General features: G+C 61.1%; 15 protein-coding genes. 10 read left to right on the forward strand and 5 right to left on the reverse strand.

Annotated elements, in window-relative coordinates; genetic code table 11:
• Positions 1-351 precede the first annotated feature (351 nt).
• A complete protein-coding gene (locus ACWAT4_RS08800; protein WP_212298131.1) occupies positions 352-606 on the reverse strand; it encodes a hypothetical protein in 255 nt (84 codons plus the stop codon).
• A 432-nt stretch (positions 607-1,038) separates the two neighbouring features.
• Between ACWAT4_RS08800 and ACWAT4_RS08805 the strand changes: the two genes are divergently transcribed.
• Positions 1,039-1,335, forward strand: coding sequence for a hypothetical protein (locus ACWAT4_RS08805; RefSeq protein ID WP_212298130.1), 297 nt, complete (start codon positions 1,039-1,041; stop codon positions 1,333-1,335).
• A gap of 39 nt (positions 1,336-1,374) precedes the next feature.
• Here ACWAT4_RS08805 and ACWAT4_RS08810 read toward each other — a convergent pair whose 3' ends face one another.
• The 3 genes from ACWAT4_RS08810 to ACWAT4_RS08820 form a co-directional block, all read right to left on the reverse strand.
• Entirely contained in the window at positions 1,375-2,877 is a 1,503-nt protein-coding gene (locus ACWAT4_RS08810; RefSeq protein ID WP_212298129.1) for a glycosyl transferase family protein, read from the reverse strand.
• A gap of 3 nt (positions 2,878-2,880) precedes the next feature.
• Positions 2,881-4,068: a non-hydrolyzing UDP-N-acetylglucosamine 2-epimerase gene (wecB, locus tag ACWAT4_RS08815; RefSeq protein WP_212298128.1), complete on the reverse strand. Its 1,188-nt coding sequence runs from the start codon at positions 4,066-4,068 to the stop codon at positions 2,881-2,883.
• 255 nt (positions 4,069-4,323) lie between these two features.
• Complete coding sequence (locus ACWAT4_RS08820) at positions 4,324-5,283, reverse strand: adenylate/guanylate cyclase domain-containing protein (RefSeq protein ID WP_449730370.1); 960 nt, start codon at positions 5,281-5,283, stop codon at positions 4,324-4,326.
• 315 nt (positions 5,284-5,598) lie between these two features.
• On the opposite strand from ACWAT4_RS08820, the gene ACWAT4_RS08825 reads away from it, so the two are divergent.
• The 5 genes from ACWAT4_RS08825 (at position 5,599) to ACWAT4_RS08845 (ending at position 11,142) form a co-directional block, all read left to right on the forward strand.
• Entirely contained in the window at positions 5,599-5,757 is a 159-nt protein-coding gene (locus tag ACWAT4_RS08825; protein WP_449730371.1) for a hypothetical protein, read from the forward strand.
• 200 nt (positions 5,758-5,957) lie between these two features.
• Positions 5,958-7,313 (forward strand): undecaprenyl-phosphate glucose phosphotransferase, encoded by a 1,356-nt coding sequence (locus ACWAT4_RS08830; protein WP_449730372.1) that lies wholly within the window; start codon positions 5,958-5,960, stop codon positions 7,311-7,313.
• A gap of 229 nt (positions 7,314-7,542) precedes the next feature.
• Positions 7,543-7,872 (forward strand): H-NS histone family protein, encoded by a 330-nt coding sequence (locus ACWAT4_RS08835; RefSeq protein WP_212298124.1) that lies wholly within the window; start codon positions 7,543-7,545, stop codon positions 7,870-7,872.
• Between the two features lie 832 nt (positions 7,873-8,704).
• Positions 8,705-10,714 carry a type II secretion system secretin GspD gene (gene gspD / locus ACWAT4_RS08840; protein ID WP_449730373.1) on the forward strand — a complete coding sequence of 670 codons (2,010 nt, stop codon included), beginning with the start codon at positions 8,705-8,707 and terminating at the stop codon, positions 10,712-10,714.
• Positions 10,711-11,142 (forward strand): hypothetical protein, encoded by a 432-nt coding sequence (locus ACWAT4_RS08845; RefSeq protein ID WP_449730374.1) that lies wholly within the window; start codon positions 10,711-10,713, stop codon positions 11,140-11,142. The genes gspD and ACWAT4_RS08845 overlap by 4 nt, the downstream gene beginning before the upstream one ends.
• A gap of 83 nt (positions 11,143-11,225) precedes the next feature.
• On the opposite strand, the gene ACWAT4_RS08850 is transcribed toward ACWAT4_RS08845, so the two are convergent.
• On the reverse strand, positions 11,226-12,152 hold the full coding sequence (locus ACWAT4_RS08850) for a helix-hairpin-helix domain-containing protein (protein ID WP_212298121.1): 927 nt from the start codon (positions 12,150-12,152) through the stop codon (positions 11,226-11,228).
• A 147-nt stretch (positions 12,153-12,299) separates the two neighbouring features.
• On the opposite strand from ACWAT4_RS08850, the gene ACWAT4_RS08855 reads away from it, so the two are divergent.
• The 4 genes from ACWAT4_RS08855 (at position 12,300) to ACWAT4_RS08870 (ending at position 16,220) form a co-directional block, all read left to right on the forward strand.
• Entirely contained in the window at positions 12,300-14,081 is a 1,782-nt protein-coding gene (locus ACWAT4_RS08855; RefSeq protein ID WP_449730375.1) for a GspE/PulE family protein, read from the forward strand.
• 128 nt (positions 14,082-14,209) lie between these two features.
• Positions 14,210-15,340 carry a type II secretion system F family protein gene (locus ACWAT4_RS08860; protein ID WP_449730376.1) on the forward strand — a complete coding sequence of 377 codons (1,131 nt, stop codon included), beginning with the start codon at positions 14,210-14,212 and terminating at the stop codon, positions 15,338-15,340.
• Complete coding sequence (locus tag ACWAT4_RS08865; protein WP_212298637.1) at positions 15,337-15,774, forward strand: GspH/FimT family pseudopilin; 438 nt, start codon at positions 15,337-15,339, stop codon at positions 15,772-15,774. The genes ACWAT4_RS08860 and ACWAT4_RS08865 overlap by 4 nt, the downstream gene beginning before the upstream one ends.
• Positions 15,774-16,220 carry a type IV pilus modification PilV family protein gene (locus tag ACWAT4_RS08870; protein ID WP_449730377.1) on the forward strand — a complete coding sequence of 149 codons (447 nt, stop codon included), beginning with the start codon at positions 15,774-15,776 and terminating at the stop codon, positions 16,218-16,220. Before ACWAT4_RS08865 ends, ACWAT4_RS08870 begins: the two co-directional genes overlap by 1 nt.
• Positions 16,221-16,250: the final 30 nt, after the last annotated feature.

Raw genomic sequence — 16,250 nt, forward strand, 5'->3', positions numbered from 1 at the left:
CGAGGGTCGTGATCGTCGAGGTGGACACGACCTGGCAATGGGCGGCGAACCGACTTGGTCCGTCAGGGAATGGAACTTCCGATCAGAAAAAAAGCCGCCGGGTTCTTCACCCCAGCGGCTTCGAAAAGTCCGTAGCTGTTGATCGCCTCCGCAGCCTCATGCGTACCGCCGTTACCTTGTTTGCGGCCATGCCCAGCCCTTCTAGGCAATGGCGCCCGATTCTGCTGTGACCCAAAGCACACACCGTAAAGGCATGTCGAGGCGCGCTCAGGCTAGTGCCGCGAGAACGAGAACGCGGGTTCGTTCGTTGAGATTTAAATCGGGCGCCTTCGCTGCGCCGCGCAGGCGAGCTCAATGCGCGTTGGAGCCGGAAGCGACATCCACCGGCCGAGCGATGGTTGCTCTGCTGGAACTCCTGAGAACCATTCCGGTCAAATAGCTCATCTGCAGCAGGACGGCGAAGATCAGGGCCGATGACCAAGGTTGCGACGAGATCGCAGCGATGACGAGCCAGCCAGCAAGAATGACCGGCGGCAGTACGACGACGCGATACCGAAGGCCGAGCATGAGCCCTATCAATACGGTGTAGGCGGCGAGCATCGTCACGTGGAGACTCCAAATGTCCCTACGAAGCTACGCCGGCGCGTCTAACGCTGGTTTAAACAATCCGGCAAAATTTGTCCTTGTTGGTTGGATTGGCGTGCGTCGCTGGCCTTCGCGACCACTCATGCACCGCCGCGTTCGAGAGGATGGAGGCTGCGGCCGGCGGTATCCGGGGATGCGCCATTGCATCTTCTGCCTCGGAACGAATGCGCCCCTCACGCGTTCGAGACTGCATCATGTCCCTTCTCGATGCAGGACGTGAGCATTGAAAGGAATCCGTTAAGCAGCCTTTATCCATCTCCGCTCAAGCGCCGCCTTCGCCGTCGAAAATGGGAGAGTCGGTAAAACTGTAGCAATCGGTTTGAGCCGGAGGAAATAGGCTCCGAAGTCAAATGCCCTCGTGGAGCCCGCAAGAGGCTTGCGACGGGGGCGTTAATGTCTACTAGCAACTACCGCATTTTGAGCGATTTCGCCGTGCCTCCGGGCAGGGATGCCGTGGACGGCCTTGCCGCGATCGCTGCGGCGCTCGACCAGGGCCTGGATGCTGCGCCTCATTCGCGCGGACAGAAATCGCTCGATATCCTCGCCATCATCTGCGGCTGGGCCGTGCTTGTTTCGGTTGTGCTGCACCCGGAGCTGCAGCTCGCTGCCATCGGCGTCTGCGCCGGCTTCATGGTCGTGCGCACGGCCTTTCGCAGCGCATTCGGCGCGCGAGAGCCGTCGTACCTGTAAAGCCGATCCAATTCGGTCAGAAGAGCTTCCTGAACTCGACTAGGAGGCGCCTGGAGCGTTCGGGGCCGGATCGGCCGGGATCGGGAGTTGAAGCTCGCCCATCTGGATCGGATAAGAGTGAGATGTCTTGTCCCAAACCAGCGGTTTCCCGGACAGGCGATGACTGGTGTAGATGCGAACCGCACGCCACGTCGCAAAGAAATTGACGAAGTTGCCGACGATGAGCCGGGGCGCCGACATCAACGCGTGCCGCAAATTGTAGATCATCCCCGTGAAGATCATGCGATTCAGCAGGCGCCAGATCAGGAACGAGAAGGTCACCCAAAACAGCGTCCGGACCCACTCGGCCGACAACAGGGTATAGGTCAGTTCGAGGTTGGGGTCGAAAAACCATCGAAACATCTCGAAGGCAATCAGATTGGCCATCGCAAAATAAGCGAGCATCACGGCCGGGCTGGTGATCACGCCCTTTCGATCGCGCGCCAGGAAGTACTTCGTTCCGAATGCGCCCTTCCAGCCGATTTCTTCGGAGCCTTGAAAGACGATCCCCAACAACCACCGCGCGCGCTGCCGGTAGGCGGCCTCCAGCCCGGTGGGAAAGAACTCGCGAGTCGCAATCGGGAGGCTCCGATGCAGGATACCCGGGGCGCCCGCATCGATGTCGATGTCGATGGAGTAGCTCGCGGGATAGGCAACGAAAGCCGACTTGAAGCCAAGCTCGGAGACGCGGAAAGCGATGTCATAGTCTTCAGTGAAGGATGCGACGCGGAACGCTTCGCCCTGGTTCTTGTCGACGAGGTGCAGGATGGCCTCGCGGCTGAAGCAGGCGGAAACGCCGGCGCAGGGAATGACGCCTGAAATGCGTTGCCGGACTTCGAGGTCCTTGGTGTGCATTTCCGCAAACTCGTCCATGTAGATTCCGCCGATCAGGGACAGAATGGGACGTGAGAACGAATAGACCGGCAGCTGGACGAAGTCGTAGATGTCGACGAGCTTGTTGAAGAGCTTCAATTCCAGCGGATGGATCAGATCCTCGGAGTCATGCATGACCATGCCGGCAAATTGGATACCGTGCTCAGCCTCGAACATGAAGATGTCCGACGTGATCTGATTGAGGCAATCCGCCTTGCTGGTCGGACCATCGCGAGGGACCAGCACCATGTGGATATTCGGATAGAGGCTCTGTGCCTTGCGGATCTCGTCCTGGGTCAGGGGATCGTTGAGATAGACGCCGACGAAGTAGTGGGCCTGGCGATAACGAAGAAGCCGCGAGTTGGACGACAGCATCGAGAAGATCACGTCGTGCTCCTTCCAGCACGGGATCATGATCGCGAGTGGCCGCTCCGGCAGTTGCTCGAGAACCTCGACGTCGGGCAATTCGCTCGACTTGGCCTTCGCCATACCGAACAGTCTGCCGCTCCAGTACAGCAGATCCACCAGGAGATCGTCGAGGCTGGAAATGGCGATGATGATGCCCGCGGTGAGCATCATGATTTCGATCACGTAGAGATATTGGGGCAGGAAGCCAGTCAGATTTGCCATGGACTACGATGCATATTGAAGAGGAACGACCGTCGCATCCTGCCGCTCCTGAGCGGTCGAGAAATGCCGATAGAGCGCGTCGACTATCCTTCGGCTGGCATGTCCGTCGCCATAGGGAAACACCGGACGCGCCATTTGGGTATATTTCGCCGGGGATTTGTGCAGCGCGTAGAGCGATTTGAAGACGCCCTCGCGAGAGGTGCCGACCAGCTCGACGACACCAGACGCGACAGCCTCGGGGCGCTCCGTGAGATCGCGAAGCACGAGGACGGGCTTGGCGAGCGCCGGGGCCTCCTCTTGCAGGCCCCCGCTGTCAGTGACGACGCACCATGCATTCTGGATCGCCGCGACCATCTCGCGATATCCGAGCGGTTCGACGAGATGAATTCTCGGATTGCCGGAGAGAATCTCGTGAGCGGCGTCGCGTGCATTCGGGTTGGGGTGAACCGGGAAATACACACCGACGTCCGGCGTCAGATCGACGAAGGCGCGAACGCCCGTCAGCGCATCCCGCAATTTCGTACCGAAGTTCTCCCTGCGATGCGCGGTCAGCAGGATCATCCGGCGAGATCCGAACTCGGGCGGGGGCGGGGGCCTCGTCGCCGCCACTTCCAGCAGCGAATCGATCACCGTATTGCCCGAGACATGCACCCTGTCCTTCGGCACGTTCTCGCCGATCAGGTTGCGGGCCGCGGCCGAGGTCGGTGCGAAGTGCAGAGTTGCGGAAACCGCGATGGCCCGCCGATGAAACTCTTCGGGAAACGGCGAATCGAGGTCGGACGTGCGCAATCCGGCCTCGATGTGGGCGAAGTCGATCTTCCGGTAGAAGGCGGCGACCGAAGCTGCGTAGGCCGTCGTGGTGTCCCCCTGGGCGAGGACGCAGTCCGGTTTTTCCTCGCCGAAGATGCGGTCCAGCCGATTGATCAAGCGGCTAGCGACCTGTGCCGGGCCGGATGACGCATCGCGATGGCGGATCGTAATGTCGGGCGTCAAGCCGAACTCGGCCAGCGTTTGGTCAAGCAGGTCGCTCTGCTGGCCGCTGGCGACGATCTTCACGCTGGCCCAGCTCGCCTCGCGCAAGCGACGAATGATCGGCGCAACCTTGATGACTTCAGGACGGGTGCCGATGACGAAGAGAAAGGTCCGAAAAGGAATAGAACGCGAAAATTGAACCTGAGGCGGGTGATGCATGCATAAGCCCCAAAAATCGACGTGCTAGCGCCGCCGAATTTGTGCCGCGCAAGGCCGGGTTTGATGTCTCAAGGTTTAATCCAAAACCAGTTTAAACTGAGCGGCTGCGCCAGACAATTGATGTTTCTGAGTTTTCGGCCTGATTTCAAAGGATTGACCGGAGAGGGTAAATATTGTCGGTCCGGTCGGGCGCAGAAATGGGACCGGAAGACCGCCCCGATCCCACCTACACCGTAAATGTCCGGAATTTGCGAGCTAGCCCTCCGGCCGCTCGCGCCACACGCTTGCCTCGTAACCATCGATGATCTGGTTCGTGTGCGTGAATTCCTGCAATTGCCGCAGCGGCTCGATCACCTTTCTTGCGATGAGCACGGTGTTGGGCTCGGCGTGCTTCTGCATGTGCCCGGCGATGTCGATGACCCGGTCAGAGATGGTCTCCAGCTGGGTCGAGTCGTCAAAATACACCAGACCGGCATTGACCCCGCAGCGCACCGAAAAATCGGCCTTGGAAATCTTCACCTCGCTGTTGAACGCCTTCAGGCTCTTGATCACGTCCTTTCCGGCCTGGCACGCATCCTCCACATGTGCAAAGCAAGCCATGACTCCGTCGGGTGTCCAGGCGGTCTTCAGCACTCCCCGCGCGCGGAATATGCGCTCCACCAACTTTCGATATTCGGCGAAGTCGTACTGAACGGATGCCGGATCTTCGCCCGCCTTCATTGCAGCTGATCCGACGACGTCGATCGCCAGGAAGGCAACTTCGCGGCCGAAGGAGTCGAGCTTCTTCTTGGTCTCGGCGAAAACACGCAGAAGCTCTTGCCGATTGACGGTGTTTCCGGCCTCCGCGACCCTCAAGGTGCTTTCCAGCTCATTGTCCAGCGCGGATCCCGGTTTGACGCCTTCGCTCTTGCGCCAGGCCGCCGCCGACTTTCGGAGCAATCGCCGATTGAGCGATTGCTGGCTTCGTTGCGCGAGCGAGCCGACGATGAACGTGACCATCATGGCAAGCCCGATCAAGATCCAGTCCGAGCGGTCCGCACCCGCGATGTTGGTGGGAATGTAATGATGCAGGAGCGGAGCCGATTTCTTCAGGACAACGTCGCGCGCCTCGAGCAAGGTCGCCGAAAAGCTGGCATTCTTGGGATTGTCGAAGAGCAGAAAGAGCTTCGGGATCAGCAGGACGAGGATAAGGACGAAAGTTGCAATTCCGAGCAATCGCCTCACCGTGAAAAGAATACTCACAAGGAACGATTTCGGAGCTTCGCGATGAACCACTTAATCATCTCCAAGGCCACTGACGGCGCAACGGGCGGGAAAACTCCGAAACTTATAGTCCGCCAGCGATGTGGCGCGCAATTCTTGCGAACGATAAACCCGCAAGACCTCTCAACAGGACAATGCTGGTTACCCTCGCGTGGCATTGTGAAATCGATGGTGAAAGCGCGCTGCTCAGGGCGAGGACTGGGCGCCGAGACCCCAGTTCGTGCGGCAACCTGAGCTCGTTTCCGGCTCCAGCGTGAGCGAACATGATTGACGCTGCCGCTGCTGCGCGTCGCCCTCCCAGAATGGGCGCATCTGAATCTGGGAGCCGAAGCAGCTGCCAAATATCCAGGCAGGAAAAAAGGGGCTTTGTCTCGTGAAAAGATCGATGTCGACGGGAACTATCCCGTTGCTTCCGACCCCTATTAAGTCTACTTTAAACCATATTAACAAAGAGTTATCAGAAAACTTGGGTTCTGTGGTTATTTCCTGAGTATCAGGTCGTTGGGATTAGGTGACGTTCGATGTCGATCGGATCGGATTTCCGTGAAGAGTCGCATAAGGTCGACCAGGGGAAGAGCAAGGGGACCTTGTGGTCCCTCGACCTCATTCCCTATGTGCTTTCCACCTTGGATGCGCTGGTCATCATCCTTGCGTGCGTCGGAGGAGGCGTAGGGTATCACCTCGTCACCGGCAGCCCGATTCCGAACCTTCTTCCGTGCTGTGCGGTCGGCCTCATGGCCAGCTTCATCTACATCTTGAGGATGAGCGGGATCGGTTACTATGACCTTCCCGACAGCGCCAAGCCGGGGACCGAGATTACGCAGATCTTGGTCTGCTGGTTCAGCACCGGCATCTTGCTGGCGTTCTTCGCATTCCTGCTCAAGATCGGCGGCAATTATTCCCGAGGCGCGTTCGTTACGTTTTATTTCATTGCCCCGGTGGGTTTGCTGGCGGTGCGCAGGTTCACGAAAGCGAACCTGGCTTCGGCGGTGACCAGGGGGGGCATCAGGCGTTTGGACGCTGTTCTCGTCGGAGACCATCGCGAGCTGGCTGCCCTTGGCCCTCGTGATCGTCTCGCCCTCTTCGGGGCGACGGATGTCAAGGAATTCCGCCTGAGCGGAGATCCTGATCCCGCAGAGCGGCTGGTCGCAGACAAGAATATGTTCGGAGCGGTTGGAGATTTCATTCGCCGCACCAATTGCCGTGAAGTGCTGTTGGTGCTGCCGTGGAATGACGACGTGCGGATCGACTTCGTGCGTGAACACCTCAAAAGTCTTCCGGTCTCGGCGCGATTGCTGCCGGACATGCACATCCGGTCATTGTCCAACTTCGTGTCGTCCGCCCGCCAACGCGTGCTTGCGGTCGAGGTGCAGCGCGCCCCGCTCAGTGGGGCGGAGCGTTTCGTCAAGCGGGCCATGGATGTCCTGGTCGCCGGCGTCGCCTTGAGCCTGCTGTTTCCAATTCTGATTCTGACCGGGATCGCCATCAAGCTGGACAGCGCTGGGCCCGTCATTTTCCGCCAGCGTCGCAAGGGCTTCAATGGCAAGGAATTTGTAATGCTGAAATTCCGCACCATGAAGGTGCAGGAAGATGGTGCCGTCGTCGTCCAGGCGACGCGCCAGGATCCGCGCGTGACGTCAATCGGACGCTTCCTGCGCGGCGCCAGCATCGATGAGCTGCCGCAGCTCTTCAATGTCCTGAAGGGGGAGATGTCCTTGATCGGCCCCCGCCCGCATGCCTTGGCTCACGACAGCTATTTCGAAAAGATCCTGGAGGACTACGCGTTTCGGCACCATGTGAAGCCTGGCCTTACGGGATGGGCCCAGTGCAACGGCTCGCGGGGCGCGACGCCGACGGTCGAAGCCATCGCCGAGCGCGTGAGGCTCGACCTCTGGTATGTCAACAATTGGAGTCTCTGGCTCGATATTCAGATTCTGATCAAGACCTTCTTTGAGGTCGCGCGGAAGCGAAACGCATATTAGTCGGGCATTCTGCCGTTTATCAAATTGCCCACCAGATCACCGCGCCCATCCAGCCTGATAAGTTGCTGAGTTTGTAGATATTTAGGGGTACCGCCCGGTTTTCCGCTTCCGCCATGCTATGACCAAAATAATTGGCGATTGGAAAAAGCGAGAAAATAGCAACATTATTGGCAGATCGAATCAGGGGTCTGGATTGGGCAGCCGGAAACATCTGGGTTATGACGAACTAATGAAGAAACCGAACCTCGACAGCCTTTCGTTAGATGAGCTCTGGCAACTTCACGAGGAGCTCAACCGATTGTTGTCGGTTCGGCTGACCGCCGAAAAGCGCGCGCTTGAGACCCGCTTGGCCCAGCTTCGCCGGGAGAATGAAGCGGCGAAAGCTCCTTCGGAGCCGGCACCGCGCCCGAAGCGTCCCTATCCCAGAGTTCACCCGAAATACCGCAACCCCAACCTTCCGCACGAGACTTGGTCGGGTCGAGGCAAACAGCCGAAATGGCTTGCCGCCGCTCTGCGGACCGGCCACTCGATCGAGGATTTCCTCATCTCGAACGGATAGTTGTCCTGGCCGCCGCGAAGTGGCGGTACGCTGAGGCGGAACGCTGCACCCAAAGCAGGAGGTTCTCATGAGAGTAGCTCTGGTCCTTCTTGTCTGCATCGCGGGGTCTCCGTTCGGGAGCGCCTGGGCTGAGAACTTCAGCCGAGCGAAGCTGCGGCTGGCTGACGCCGCTACCGACGCTTGCTTGTCCAATTGTGACAATCAAAATGCGGCATGTAAGCGGGTTTGCCCCACGACCCTCGGCGCGCCCTGCATGTCCTCCTGCGACAGCCAGGCTCAGGTCTGTCGCCAGGGATGCCAATCCCAATCCAGGTAACGGCCCCGCCGAACTCCCCGATCATTGATCACTGCAGACAGCGCCTGCGCCAAGGCGGGAGATTTTACGCGTCCTCATGGCATCGGATGCAACTCGGTGTGTTCGTACCTCTGGGTTGTATCCGGGGGCGGGAGGGCTCGTTGGTTCCATAGGTAACAAGCCACCGTCCGTGCGATCCCGGGCTCATGGAACCTTTTACGTTGGGTTAACCATGATGATTTACCCATTCTTTACGCTCGAATTCCCGCGCGTGCGTCCTTTTATCGATGTTCGGAGCCCCTTTTGCCGATGTCTCGTGGCCCAATTACGGGTTCTGCGGTTTGCTTGCTCGCGAGCCTCGTCGCTGGCTGTGGCGCCCCGGGAATCGTCAGTCCGACCCTGAACACTCAGCCGAGGCTCTCCGGCCAGCCGGTGTCTCTCGAGGCGAACGCTCAGGATTTGATGCCGACGGGCGCCATTGCGCTTCCAACCCCCTCGTCCAAAGCGGTTGCCAGCGTAGAGGGAGGCGACGGCCGAATGATCGGCTCGACCGCCGGCAAGTCGAGCGCTGCGGCAGCCAACGGCAACGTGGTGCTCAATCTCGCCAACGTCCCCCTGCAGCAGGCCGCCAAGACGGTGCTGGGCGATCTGATCGGCGTCAATTACGTGGTCGACCCCCGGGTCGATGGGGTTGTTTCGGTCCAGACCAGTAGCCCGGTCTCCAAGGCGGACGCCCTCGAGCTCTTCCAGACGGCCATCGCGCCGATCGGCGCGGTCCTGGTCCAGAACCGCGGCATCTACCGGATCGCTCCGGCCGACCAGGCCGCGACCGGGGCCGTGAGCACCGTCCGCGATGCCACCAACAGTGCGGTCACGGGCAGTGGCGTCCGCATCGTGCAGCTGAAATACGTCGCCGCCACCGAGGTGGCGCGGGTGCTTGAGCCGATGGTGCCGAAGGGCTCCATCGTTCAGGCCGACGACGCACGCAACATCATCGCGTTGAAGGGCTCACAAGCCGAGATCGACAGCATGCTCGACTCGGTGTCGATCTTCGATGTCGACGTGATGAAGGGCATGTCTTTCGCCGTCGTGCCCGTCAAGGCCGCCCAGCCGGAAAAGATGGTCGACGAGCTGAAAGCGGTGTTTGCCTCGGATAAGGAAGGCCCCCTGAAGGGGAGGGTGCGGTTCATTGCCAATACGAGGCTCGGTGCGATCCTCGTCGTGACCTCCAATCCAAGCTACCTGCCGCGTGCGCAATCCTGGATCAAGCGCCTTGATGCCCGCGCCAGCGGCACAGAACCGCAGCTGCACGTCTATCAGGTCCAGAACCGGACAGCGGCCGAGCTCGCCGGAATTCTTCAGTCCATGTTCTCGCAAGAGATGAAGGTCGTGCGCCCAACGAGCCGTAACGTCTCGCCGAAATCCAAGCAGGTCTCCTTCGCAAGCGACACGTCGAAAGCTTCGGCGGGCGGCGCGGGTGTTTCGGATCCCACGATGCAGGCCGGGTTGGGCAAGACGGCGGATCTGCAGGGAACGTCGCGTGCTTTCAACACGGACCCCGACGGCCAGGTCACCGATATCGCCGACAACAGCTCTGCATCGAACGGCGCTCCCGAGCCGGTCATGAAGATCGTCGCCGATGAAACCAAGAACTCGCTGCTGATCATGGCGAATGATCGCGATTACCAGCGCGTGTTGCGCGTCGTGCAGGGGCTCGACGTGGTCGCCAGCCAGGTCCTGATCGAGGCCGTCATCGCCGAGGTGTCCCTCAACGACGACCTGCAGTTCGGGCTGCAATGGCAGTTCGCCAAGAACGGCACTCCGACTGCGACATTCTCCAACGCCCTCACAGGCGGCGTCGCGGCCTCCTTCCCCGGCTTCAATTATGCGGTCAACACGGCGAACATTGCCGCGACCCTGAGCGCGCTGAACGCGCTGACGCACGTCAACATCATCTCGACGCCGTCGCTGATGGTGCTCGACAACAAGACCGCGCGCCTCCAGATCGGCGATCAGGTTCCGATCACGACGCAGACGGCGACGAGCACGGTGACCGCCCAGACGGCGATCGTGAATTCCATCACGATGCAGGATACCGGCGTGATTCTCTCGGTGACGCCGCGGATCAACGAGAGCGGGCGTGTCCAGCTCGACATCGAGCAGGAAGTCAGCAGTGTCGTGAAGACCACGACGTCCAACATCGATTCTCCGACCATCCAGCAGCGCCGCGTCAAGACGACGGTTGTCGTGAGCGATGGCGAGGTCCTGGCGCTCGGCGGCATGATCCAGGACAGCGCGAACAAGAGCAGCAACCAGCTGCCGATCCTCGGGGACATCCCCGGCATCGGCGCAGTGTTCGCAAATCGAAAGGACTCGGTCCAGAAGACCGAGCTGGTCATCCTGATCACGCCGAAGGTGGTTCGCGATGGCACGGAAAGCCGGCTGGTCACCGAGGAATACCGGCGCAAGATGAACGTCTACATGCCGCACGCGACGACGCGCCAGCGGGCACCTTTCAATACGGCGCAGCGTCTGGTGACGCCGTGACACGCGCCGCTCTCACGGTCTCCCGGCTGGGCATGGTTTGCGCATTGCCACTTCTGTTGGCCGGCTGCGTGACCGACCAGCCCATGGTGATGGAGCCGCCACCGCCCTATATGCTGCTGCCCGTCGACGAGTCGATGTCCTGCAACGCGATCGCGGGCTCGTTCCGCTTTTCGGTCAGGCGCGCGGCGCGCTTGGAATACTGGCTCGCCGCCGGATCCCTGGCCGGTTACGATTCCGACAGATTTCCGCTTGATGCGCCCAAGCAGCTGATGGACGAGCGCCGGCGGCTGGATGCCTTGACGGATCTCCAGCGCACGAAGGGATGCACGGTGATCGAGCCTGGTCCTGCCGTCGCAGAGGAGAGGGAGCGATTGGAAGAGTCGGCGAGAAATTCCAGGCCTCAGGCCGTGCTTCGGTCAAAGGGCTGACCGGTCCTGCCCTTCGGCGGCTGGAGCGTTTTCGAGCGAGGTGGATACCGGTTCGCGTCAAGAAAACGCGTCAAGACTAGAATCTAGAGCTTGATGCAAGCCTGCGCTGGCTCGCCGGCCGGCAGCGGGCTCGCCGAGCCACCCATGATGTCGCCGCGGCGCCATTCGCGGATGGTATAGGGCTGGGCGGAGGATGCTCCGAATGATACGAGAGCTTCCCGTATGAACCTGGACCCATCGCTCGCGCGAACGTCGGCTCGAATCGTGAAATGTCCGGGCAGCGTCGGGCGCCTGGGCTCCGGCCGGGCTTGATCGAGACCCATCAGCAAACGCAGGGCTGGCGTCATTGCTTCCGGTGCGGGCTCGACCCGGCCTGAGAGCGTCGTCGTGTAGCGCAGGGCGGAGCGGAGCAATGCGGGCGACATGCCGTCGACCTGATCCAGCTCCAAGATGGTCGAAAAGCCGGAGCCCTTGACCTCGTTCGCAGCGTTCGTCGGTGTGGTCTGATTGCCGGAGGATGCCGTCTGATTGGCTGTCTCTCTGCGCGGAAGCGGCTTCCGGAAAGTGACGATGTTCTGCGCGATCCTGCTTCCGAGCGCCTTGTCTTGCGCGGCTGCTGCGAAAAAATGCTCGAGCGTCGTCAGGCTGGCGGCATTGATGTCGATCTTGCCGACCTCCTCTTCGACCACGATTTCGGCCTGTTCGCCGCCGGGCATCCTGCATTTCTTCGGAAAGCTGGCGTTCGGCGTCGGCGAGAGAATGCTGGCGATGGCAAAATTCACGGCGCTTTCCGCGGCCGCCGCCGACGAAAGCACCGAGCCGTCGGCCGAAGCGGCCCGGGCTCGATAGCGAGCGCCAACGATCACTGCTGCGCCGAGCAGCGTGAGCAGACCGAGACCCCAGATCACCGTAATCAACGCGAAGCCGTGATGCTTACGAAGGCCCGGTGGAGACCTGTTCGGGACGCCGCGATGATGCCGCATGCGGTGACGTGCAGGCGCAACCGACATGGATTGTGCTCGCAAAGGATCGGCCTCGTTCGCGCATCGATTGCGAGTTCGTAAATGAAAATGGCAAATAAAGTATGAAAAGCCTTAATTAACAAAATCGTTCTAGCGTGAAAGTCCATATTTTGATGCCAGGATTTTCGAGAGCCGATGCCCGCCGATCTACAGACGTTGACACGCGAGGAGCCGCCGGCGGCGGGCGTGGTCAAGGTCCTGTCGCCGAAGGAGGACGGATACGCCGACGCGTTCGCCGGGCTTCTGGTGCGCGAGGGTCTCGTCGACGCCGGCGCAGTCGCGAGGGCCAGGCGCGCTTCGGAAGCCGCGTCCGAACGCCTGGACATCGTCATGGTGAAGCTGGGTCTGCTCTCGGAGGCGGATCTCTGCGGCGCGTATGCCGCCTATTGCGGGCTCAAGGTCGTACGATCGTCCGACGTTCCGCCGCAACCGGTGTTGCCCGAGCGGCTGAAGCTGCCGTTTCTCAAAGCGAGCCGCACCTTGCCGATATCGGCGTCCGCCGGCGTGCTGCTGCTCGCGACAGTCGATCCGTTCGACGAAGAGGCCCACAGAGCGATCGGCTACATGCTCGGCTGCAAGGTCGAGCTCGCGGTGATTGCCCCCGCGGACATCGAACGTGCATTTCGCAAGCTCTACCAAGATACGGGCGTCCCGTCGACCGGCGACGATCAGGGAATGATCGCCGTCGGCGCGACCGACGGGAACGAGATGGACGTCGAGCGCCTGCGCGACATCGCCAATGAAGCGCCGATCATACGCCTGGTGAATCAGATTATCGCAGGCGCAGTCGAGCGCGGCGCGTCCGACGTTCACATCGAGCCGGGGCGAGACACGGTTCTGGTCCGGTTCAGGCTTGATGGATTTCTCCAGCAGGAGCGCGTCGTGCCCTCGACGCTCAAGGCCGCGCTGACGACACGCATCAAGATCATGGCAAAGCTCGACATAGCCGAGCGTCGTCTGCCGCAGGACGGGCGCATCAAGACCGCCGTCCGCGGGACCGAGATAGACGTTCGCGTGTCAACTTTGCCGACGGCGTTCGGCGAGAGCCTTGTCCTGCGAATTCTCGACCGCACCAGGGTCGAGCTCGACTTTTCCAAGCTCGGCCTCGATCAGGACATTCAGGCCGGATTGCACCAGCTCATGTCGTTGCCGAGCGGCATCATCCTGGTGACGGGCCCGACGGGAAGTGGCAAGACGACGACGCTCTATACGGCGTTGAAGGAGCTCAATCGTCCGGAATTGAAGCTCTTCACCGTCGAGGATCCGATCGAATATCAGCTCGCTGGTATCAACCAGATCCAGGTTCAGCCGCAGATTGGTCTGGACTTCCCGGCAGCGCTCCGCTCGATCCTGCGCCAGGATCCGGATATCATCATGGTTGGCGAAATTCGTGACCTGGAAACGGCGCGGATCGCCGTCCAGGCGTCGCTGACAGGACACCTGGTCTTCTCGACGCTTCACACCAACAGCGCCATCGCTGCCATCACACGCCTGATGGACATCGGCATCGAACGCTATCTGCTGGCGTCGACGCTCACCGGCGTGATGGCTCAGCGTCTCGTGCGCAGACTATGTCCGCACTGCGCGCGCCCGGCCGCCTATCGCGCCGAGGCCACGTCACGCTTGAAATGGCCTGTTCCGGAAGGTCTTGCGATCGACTGGGCGGGTGCGCGTGAGGCCGTTGGCTGTGACGCTTGTCATGGCACCGGCTATCTCGGGCGAACCAGCGTTGCAGAGCTCCTTGTCATCGATGACGAGATGCGGGAGGCCGTCGGCAGGCGGAACGATGATCGACGGACCATGATCGCCCTCGCGCGACATGCAGGCTTCCACACTCTCTATGAGGCCGGCCTCATCAAAGTCTCACGGGGCGAGACCACGATTGAGGAAGTGCTCAGGGTTTCGCGATCTGGTTAGGAGAGCATCGCGTGTCCACGTTCCAGTACCGCGCTTATACCAGGCAAGGCATCGTTACGTCGGGCACGATCGTCGCCGAAGAACTCGACGCGGCCGTCGAGGCGCTCTATGGCTCTGGCCTGACGCCGGTGGAGACGGTGCTTTGCGCCGATCATGATCCACCGTCGGCCGCTCGCCCGATCGAACGGAGTGCTCTTGGCCTGCGCGGGCAGGGGTCCGGGCGCGTCGGACTAAAGGAATTGTCGTCATTCACGACCGAGCTTGCGTCACTCGTGAGCTCCGGCGTTCCCGTCGATGCGTCCTTTCGAGTGCTCGCTGGCGCCGGCGCATCACCCAGGCGGATCGCACTCGCGAACGGATTGCTCAAGGATATTCTGGCCGGTCTGCAACTGTCCGAGGCCATGGGGCGAAGGCCTGAGGTTTTTCCGCCTGATTACGTTGCGATCCTGGCCGGCGGCGAAGCTGGTGGCCAAACGGCGCAGGCGCTCACTCTGCTGGGCGAGATGCTGGCCCGGCGGGTCGAGATCAGAAACAAGATTCGCGGATCTCTGGTCTATCCCGCGATTCTGCTGATGATGTCGTTGATGTCGATTGCTGTGATCGTCTTCGTGCTGATTCCGAATCTCACGCCCATCTTTTCCGATGCGGGCCTGCCTCTGCCCGGCATCCTGGCCGTGCTTGCCGACCTGCCGGACAATTGGCCCAAGCTTCTGCTTTGGAGCGCGCTTGGAATTGTCGTCGGTTGGATGGCCTATCGCAGAATGGTCAGCGACGAAACGATGATGAAGCGGCTCGATCATCTCAAATGTCGCCTGCCCATCATCGGCGCTCTGGTTCAGCGGCGTGAGGCGAGCCAGTTTGCGCGCTCGGCCGGCAGCCTTATCGAGGCCCGGGTGCCGCTCATGAGCGCATTGCAGACGGCCCGCTCGTTGGTGAGCAATCGATATTTGAGTGCTCGCTACAGCGAGGCCATCAGCCGGGTCCCCGAGGGCAGGGCGCTGAATCAAGTGCTCGAAGGCCTGGGGTTGATTCCTCCCGCAATGATACGCCTCATCGCGGTCGGCGAAGAGACGGGACAGCTCGCAAAGATGCTTGTCCGCGTCGCTTCCAACCTGGAAACCGAGGTTCAGAGCAAGATCGAGCAGCTCGTCGGGCTGCTTACCCCGTTGCTGACCGTCGGGATCGGCGGCCTTGTCGGCACCTTGATCCTGCAGGTGATGAGCGCCGTCCTGTCCATCAACAATCTGGCCTATCAATGAGGCGGATCGTTTCAACGTCCGGGGGCTTCTCGCTGATCGAGACGCTCGTCGTTCTTTCGATCATGGCGCTGGTCTCGGCCGCGGTCCTGGCGGCCAAGCCGAGAACGGCGGCCGCACGGATCAATGCCGAAGCCCGCTCGATAGCGGCGAGCCTCCAACTCGCTCGCAGCCGGGCCCGAGCCCGCAATGCTGAAATCGTCGTTGGCGTCGATACCCAGAACAGGCGCTTCGGAACCGTGGACGCCATGCGTCGGTTGCCTGCCGGCATGGAAGTGTCCTTGACTGTCGCGGCAACTGAGCGGCATGGCGCAGTCGGCGGCGTGCGGTTCTATCCGGATGGTGGTTCGAGCGGCGGAGAAATCTTGCTCACCTATCGGGGACGCACGGAGCGTGTCGTCGTCAACTGGTTTACCGGCGATGCGAGGATCGAGTGATGCCGGCTCGCGCTTCGAGATGCAGATCGTCGGCACTTGGCAGCCGTCTCACGGCCCAACGCGGCTTCACCTTGATCGAGGTGCTGATCGCCTTCGTCGTGCTTGCCATCGGCCTCGGCACCCTCGCGGTTGGAATTACGACCGCTTTGCGAACCGATGCCAAGGTGCACAACAAGCATATTCTCGACCAGATTGCTGAATCCAGGCTCGAGGCGGCCGGCCGGAGCGGCCCGTTGAAGAGCGGTCGCCGCGAAGGACGCATCGGGCGATATCGCTGGCGCGAGGTCGTGACCACTGTCCAGTTCGGAAAAGCCACGACGCAGGATGGAGCGGCTTCTCCGGGCAACATGGTCGTGCCGTCGTGGGTCGAGATCGTCGTGCAGGACGAGGCCGGGTTGGAGACGAAGCTGGCTGCGCTCAAGCTTGCCCCGGGAGCTGCACAATGAGGGGATATGGGCAGCCTCGGAGGCTTCACA

The organism is Bradyrhizobium sp. T-1 (assembly GCF_053592855.1).

What these genes read in the sequence shown, in the direction of transcription:
- ACWAT4_RS08870 (WP_449730377.1), top strand. Translation starts at nt 15,774, where the DNA reads ATGCCGGCTCGCGCTTCGAGATGCAGATCGTCGGCACTTGGCAGCCGT.
- ACWAT4_RS08855 (WP_449730375.1), top strand. Translation starts at nt 12,300, where the DNA reads ATGCCCGCCGATCTACAGACGTTGACACGCGAGGAGCCGCCGGCGGCG.
- ACWAT4_RS08835 (WP_212298124.1), top strand. Translation starts at nt 7,543, where the DNA reads ATGAAGAAACCGAACCTCGACAGCCTTTCGTTAGATGAGCTCTGGCAA.
- ACWAT4_RS08865 (WP_212298637.1), top strand. Translation starts at nt 15,337, where the DNA reads ATGAGGCGGATCGTTTCAACGTCCGGGGGCTTCTCGCTGATCGAGACG.
- gspD (WP_449730373.1), top strand. Translation starts at nt 8,705, where the DNA reads ATGATCGGCTCGACCGCCGGCAAGTCGAGCGCTGCGGCAGCCAACGGC.
- wecB (WP_212298128.1), bottom strand. Translation starts at nt 4,068, where the DNA reads ATGCATCACCCGCCTCAGGTTCAATTTTCGCGTTCTATTCCTTTTCGG.
- ACWAT4_RS08810 (WP_212298129.1), bottom strand. Translation starts at nt 2,877, where the DNA reads ATGGCAAATCTGACTGGCTTCCTGCCCCAATATCTCTACGTGATCGAA.
- ACWAT4_RS08850 (WP_212298121.1), bottom strand. Translation starts at nt 12,152, where the DNA reads ATGTCGGTTGCGCCTGCACGTCACCGCATGCGGCATCATCGCGGCGTC.
- ACWAT4_RS08805 (WP_212298130.1), top strand. Translation starts at nt 1,039, where the DNA reads ATGTCTACTAGCAACTACCGCATTTTGAGCGATTTCGCCGTGCCTCCG.